Source organism: Capnocytophaga sp. oral taxon 380 str. F0488, from assembly GCF_000318255.2.
Classification (GTDB): domain Bacteria; phylum Bacteroidota; class Bacteroidia; order Flavobacteriales; family Flavobacteriaceae; genus Capnocytophaga; species Capnocytophaga ochracea.
The window spans coordinates 1-4,784 of record NZ_KB291226.1; the positions used below are offsets into that span (position 1 = coordinate 1).

Below are 4,784 nucleotides of genomic sequence, written 5' to 3' on the forward strand. Positions count from 1 at the left end.
TTTTAGTGTAAACCTATTTCAGGATATGACATATCCAATCCTCCTAAAAGAAGTCCTGTACCAACACCAAAACCTCCTCTTCCATATTTATATTTACCTTCAAAATTAACGTGTTTTCTATATTTATCTTCTTTAGCAAAAGTCATAAATAAGCTTCCCCCTACATTAGCAGAAATACCAATATTCAATACTCCTCCCATTCCTGCTTCACCTCCTATATATGAATGAACATAACCACTATCATTACCTCCCATAAAGATGACATTTCCTAACACAACACTAGCCTCTTGTTTTAATCCAAATTCATTTTCTAATCCAGCAGATTTTTCTATACCAAAACCAACTTTTGAAAAGTCTATTTTATTATATACTAATTCAAACATTTTTCTAAACTCTTCTATTTTATCTTTAGGTAAAATAGTTTCTAACCAACTTTTATCCACAGTACCTCCTTGGAAAGTAGGTTCTAATAGAGCATCTTGATTGGTTGCTGAAAGTGTTATAATGTCTTGGTTAAACTCGTTGTTTTTCTTTTTCTTGTAAAGATAGTCATAATACTTTTCTAACAAACGAATCTCTAAACTTTGTCCTTCTTTTTCTTGATAGTCTTGAGGAGTGTTTATCAGTTTTTGGGTCATAGTGTTTATACCATAGGCACTTCCTATCACTAACTGCCCCCAATTATCCGTTGGGTCTGCATTCTCTAGCATTTTCTTCATTACACGTTTGTATATCTCAATATCTTGCTTTTTAGAGAAAAACCTATCACTATAATTAATTTTATATTTCAATTGATTTTCTCCTTTTGTGTAGTGCAACCAAATGGCAAATCCTTGAGTTTTTTCTAATTCTTTTTTCAGTTTCTCAAATTCTTCATCTTTAATATTTGATGTACTAACAATTATCTTAAATTGATTGTTAATTGTGTATATCTCAAACGAAGCATTATTAGGTACAGCAATAGTTTGTTTGCTCTTAAACTCTTTCTGGAAAGCGTTCTCTGTTAAAATAGCCCCTTGAGGAATAGTTGTACCATTAATAACACCATCAAAATAACTGTCTTTTCCTACGTTATTAATACTACCTCCTGTATTTTCAAAGCTATTTAATTTTTCTGTATATTTCTGTAATTCCTCTTGTAATAATTTAATTTCTTCTTCAACTTTTTTTACTTCATTAGAGGTAAAGTTTTTTCCTTTTTCAATAAGATTATCTGCACTCTTTTCTAAGTTCTCAAGAGATTTCTTGAGTTCATTATCATTATGTTTATCTATTTCTTCCTTTATCTGTTTTACCTGTTCTTTTAACTCTTTCTGTTGATTCTTTTTACCCTTATATTCTCTTAGAATTGACTTAATCTTTTCTACCTCATTCGTAATATTTATCACATTCCTCTCCGTCTCATCATACGTCGTTACTAACTTGCCCTCTATGAGTTGCCGTTCGGTGTTGAGCTTGATGCCGTTAAATACTACCTTTATTTTAGTGTCTTGCAAATAAGGTACTTTCACATAGCCTTCTCCTGAGTATACACCATTGTTACCTGTAGCGTTGAGCACCGTTACCGGGAAATCACCTGCTGTAAAGGTGGTGTTAGGATACAGATTATCCTGTAAAGGCTCGGTGTTCTTGATGCGTATTTCGGGTTTTACCCCACATTGCACTTGGCTCTTTTCGTCTATCTGATCGGTGGTGGTAAACTCCTGTTCGGTGCTATACATATAGCTCTCTTCTCCAAATACCGAGCTACTATAAGCTGTTTCTAAGCCACAGGCTACCCCCACTTTGTAAATGTAGGTGCGTCCCCGTTTGAGTCCTGTAACTTTGGCATAGGGCATACTCACTTTTTGCGATTTCCACGTCTTGCCTTTCTCGCGGTACATCACCTTGTACGGGTATTCCTGATTAGGCATCATCGCCTGAGCACTCCAGCGCAGTTGTGCTGAGGTGCTCTCGGTTATCGCTGTGAGCATTTGTGGTTACATCACGAAGGGTCTATTTCAATATGTCAAAGAACGTTGTTTTAAGGTTTGTAATTATACAACCTTTTAAACTTGTATAAAATAATTCTATCTTACAAATAAAAACATTAATATTTTATAGAATACTCTCTGCTAACAAATCTTCTTTTAAAGGTAATTTTTCAGGATAAAAAATAAAAATAACATTATCATCATTTATCAATGAAATATATTCTTTTTCTTGCCACTTCAATAAAATAGGTAGCACTTTGTTATAATTATCTCTGAAATGTTTATTCACTATATCCATTAAATCCCAATCTATTATTGGAGTTATTAAATAAATATTATCACGGTAAATAGTGTCTACTAGTAATTTGATAAGATTTTTACGCTTCATATTTCTTTAAATATTATTATTTTTCTCACGTTTTTTAATAATTTATGAAAGAGTCATAATCTATTAGAAGGTAAGTCTATAATTTTAAACTTTTCTTCAGATACAATTTCAATAATTCCTTTGCTTTCTAAAAAAGGTAAAAACTCTTTTATTACATTTTTTTGATTTTCATCTTCAGCAAAATCATTAATAGACCATTCATTCCCAAAATTCCTATAAAACGATTCTATTTTATATAGAAAATTATCGATTATTGCTTTTGTTTTCATAAGATAAACTTTCTAACAATAGAACATCTCTTGCGGGTAAATTTTCGGGAAATAACATAAATATATATTCATCATCATTTATTATAGAAATATAGTTTTTTTTCTTCCCAGTATTTGAGAATTGGCAAAATTTTTTGATATTCAGCTTTGATATTTTTAGAGAAGGCATTCCATCTCCATTTAGGATTATAGGCAGAGGGATCATAACAAATATTATCAATTATTATTTCTATTATTTTTGAACGTTTCATAGCATAGTGTTATTTAAAATTGATTATTTCACCTGTTTTTAAGTTAATTAATCTTTTCAACTTTATTTGAGATTGTGTTATAAATTGCGTTGTTCCTCCTTTTCCAAAATTTCGATAGCTCCTTGTTAAAACTTCTATATATTCAGCATTATTCCATTTTGCTTTTGGAATATGAGTCTTATTTATTAGCTGGTTAGCATCAAACTCTGCACGCCAAACAGCGTCTGTATATTTTGCATTTAACTGCATTTTATCAATAGCGATTAGGGGATCATCTATTTTATCTAATGAGAAATATGTTTGTCCTTACCCTATTTGTTCTGGAATAATACCTGAAGATTTTAATTGCTCTAAATAATTAGCATTAGAACCTATATGTCTGTAAGCTATTTTCCCTTTTATTAATTCATTTGCTACATCATCTATTTTATTTGCTTTTTTAAGAGCTTTTAGTCCTTCTGCCCCATAGTGGTCTATAATTTCAGCAGCAGCTCCTCCGTCTTTATTAAATTTGAAATAGATAAGTTCTTCTGCTTCCTTACCAAATTTAGCTATTGCTCTTTCCCTAGCTCCTTTAAATAAATTATTTATATATGTAGTAGTTTCATCAGTTTTTCCTATTATGTTAGTTGTCTTAGAAACTCCTTTTTCTACATATGCTAAAGGTTTTGTAGTTTTTCTATACCTAAAAATACTGCCAAGCCCCTTAAATTTTGCCAAAGTAAGCTCTGGTAGCATAAGAGAAGAAGTCTCTTTAAGAAATTCTTTTTTGGGGCTTTCAAGAGCATTTCTTGTTACTAATTCATAGGCTACAAAAGCGGGCAATATAATAGAATATTCATCTCTAAACCACACGTGAATAGGAGAAAAATAATCATAAGAAGATAACGTATTACCAGTAGTTTCTACTGCAAGTATATTAAGTCCATATTCAAAAACTGAACAATTATTTCCTAACCTAAACTTTGTAATAGTAAAATTATCTTTATCTTCAGGAGCATAAAGTCCTATACAACGTTCGTAGTAATTTTTTTTCTCTAAACTAAATACTGTTGTAGGTTTTTCAACGTCATACTCAAAAGGAAAAGCATAAGTATTCCCTATTCCGTGTAATTCTTTTTCTGTCCAAACATCACTTCCTATCCTACTAAAAGCGTATAAGTACTCAGAGAATATACGTTTTGGAATTTCATTTAGTAGTTTTCTAAATGTGATCTTATTTTCTTGTATTTTTTTATAAATAAACGATGATTCAAATCCATTTAATAAGTTTAAGATTGCACGGTATTCATCAACTCCCCATTTACTTTTTGAACATTCTAACAAACTCTTTAAACTTTCCCATTTACTATTGTTGTCTAAACTAGGAAGTACGAAAGAGGGTATATCTTCAAAAATAACATCTACTTTATTGCAATCATAATTACCACTACTTTTTAAGTTCTCATTATACTGTTTAACAATGTATTCTTTACTACCTTTGGTAATATCAAATCCAATATAATCAAGTATTTTTTTTAGTATATAGTATTTTTCGGTAGTAATTTTTATAGCATAATCTTTTCCTTGTGCATAGTAAATTTCTATATAGAAAGTAGTAGTCATTCTACCAAATTCTACACTATACCCTGTTCTTAATACTACATTTCCTATTGCAGATAGATCTATTTTTGCTGTTTTATTACGAACATCTAGAGACTTAATAAAAAACAATTGTTTATTATTGTCTACAAACTCTGTATCTGATGGAGCATTTTTTTCTTTAGAACCTGACCATCTATATTCTGTACTAAGAGGATCAAAATTCACAATCTTTCCCTTATTCTTTTTAAGCCACTCCAATAGTTTCTGTAATGAATAACTATAATGATACTCTCCTTCCCCTTGTCCTTGAAAAGCGTAT

General features: G+C 30.6%; 5 protein-coding genes and 1 pseudogene. All 6 read right to left on the reverse strand.

Going from position 1 to position 4,784, the window contains the following annotated elements; genetic code table 11:
- Positions 1-2: 2 nt before the first annotated feature.
- Positions 3-1,973 (reverse strand): hypothetical protein, encoded by a 1,971-nt coding sequence (locus HMPREF9078_RS09080; protein WP_009420394.1) that lies wholly within the window; start codon positions 1,971-1,973, stop codon positions 3-5.
- 124 nt (positions 1,974-2,097) lie between these two features.
- Positions 2,098-2,361 (reverse strand): hypothetical protein, encoded by a 264-nt coding sequence (locus tag HMPREF9078_RS09085; protein WP_009420395.1) that lies wholly within the window; start codon positions 2,359-2,361, stop codon positions 2,098-2,100.
- A gap of 53 nt (positions 2,362-2,414) precedes the next feature.
- Positions 2,415-2,630 (reverse strand): hypothetical protein, encoded by a 216-nt coding sequence (locus tag HMPREF9078_RS09090; RefSeq protein WP_009420396.1) that lies wholly within the window; start codon positions 2,628-2,630, stop codon positions 2,415-2,417.
- A gap of 74 nt (positions 2,631-2,704) precedes the next feature.
- Positions 2,705-2,881 (reverse strand): hypothetical protein, encoded by a 177-nt coding sequence (locus HMPREF9078_RS12215; RefSeq protein ID WP_009420397.1) that lies wholly within the window; start codon positions 2,879-2,881, stop codon positions 2,705-2,707.
- Between the two features lie 9 nt (positions 2,882-2,890).
- Positions 2,891-3,130 (reverse strand): hypothetical protein, encoded by a 240-nt coding sequence (locus HMPREF9078_RS12005; protein WP_009420398.1) that lies wholly within the window; start codon positions 3,128-3,130, stop codon positions 2,891-2,893.
- Positions 3,131-3,187: 57 nt separating this feature from the next.
- Positions 3,188-4,784: pseudogene (locus tag HMPREF9078_RS12010) on the reverse strand (hypothetical protein); the annotation flags it as partial.

Coding starts and splice junctions, on each gene's coding strand:
- HMPREF9078_RS09090 (WP_009420396.1), bottom strand. CDS start 2,630: ATGAAAACAAAAGCAATAATCGATAATTTTCTATATAAAATAGAATCG.
- HMPREF9078_RS09080 (WP_009420394.1), bottom strand. CDS start 1,973: ATGCTCACAGCGATAACCGAGAGCACCTCAGCACAACTGCGCTGGAGT.
- HMPREF9078_RS12215 (WP_009420397.1), bottom strand. CDS start 2,881: ATGAAACGTTCAAAAATAATAGAAATAATAATTGATAATATTTGTTAT.
- HMPREF9078_RS09085 (WP_009420395.1), bottom strand. CDS start 2,361: ATGAAGCGTAAAAATCTTATCAAATTACTAGTAGACACTATTTACCGT.
- HMPREF9078_RS12005 (WP_009420398.1), bottom strand. CDS start 3,130: ATGCAGTTAAATGCAAAATATACAGACGCTGTTTGGCGTGCAGAGTTT.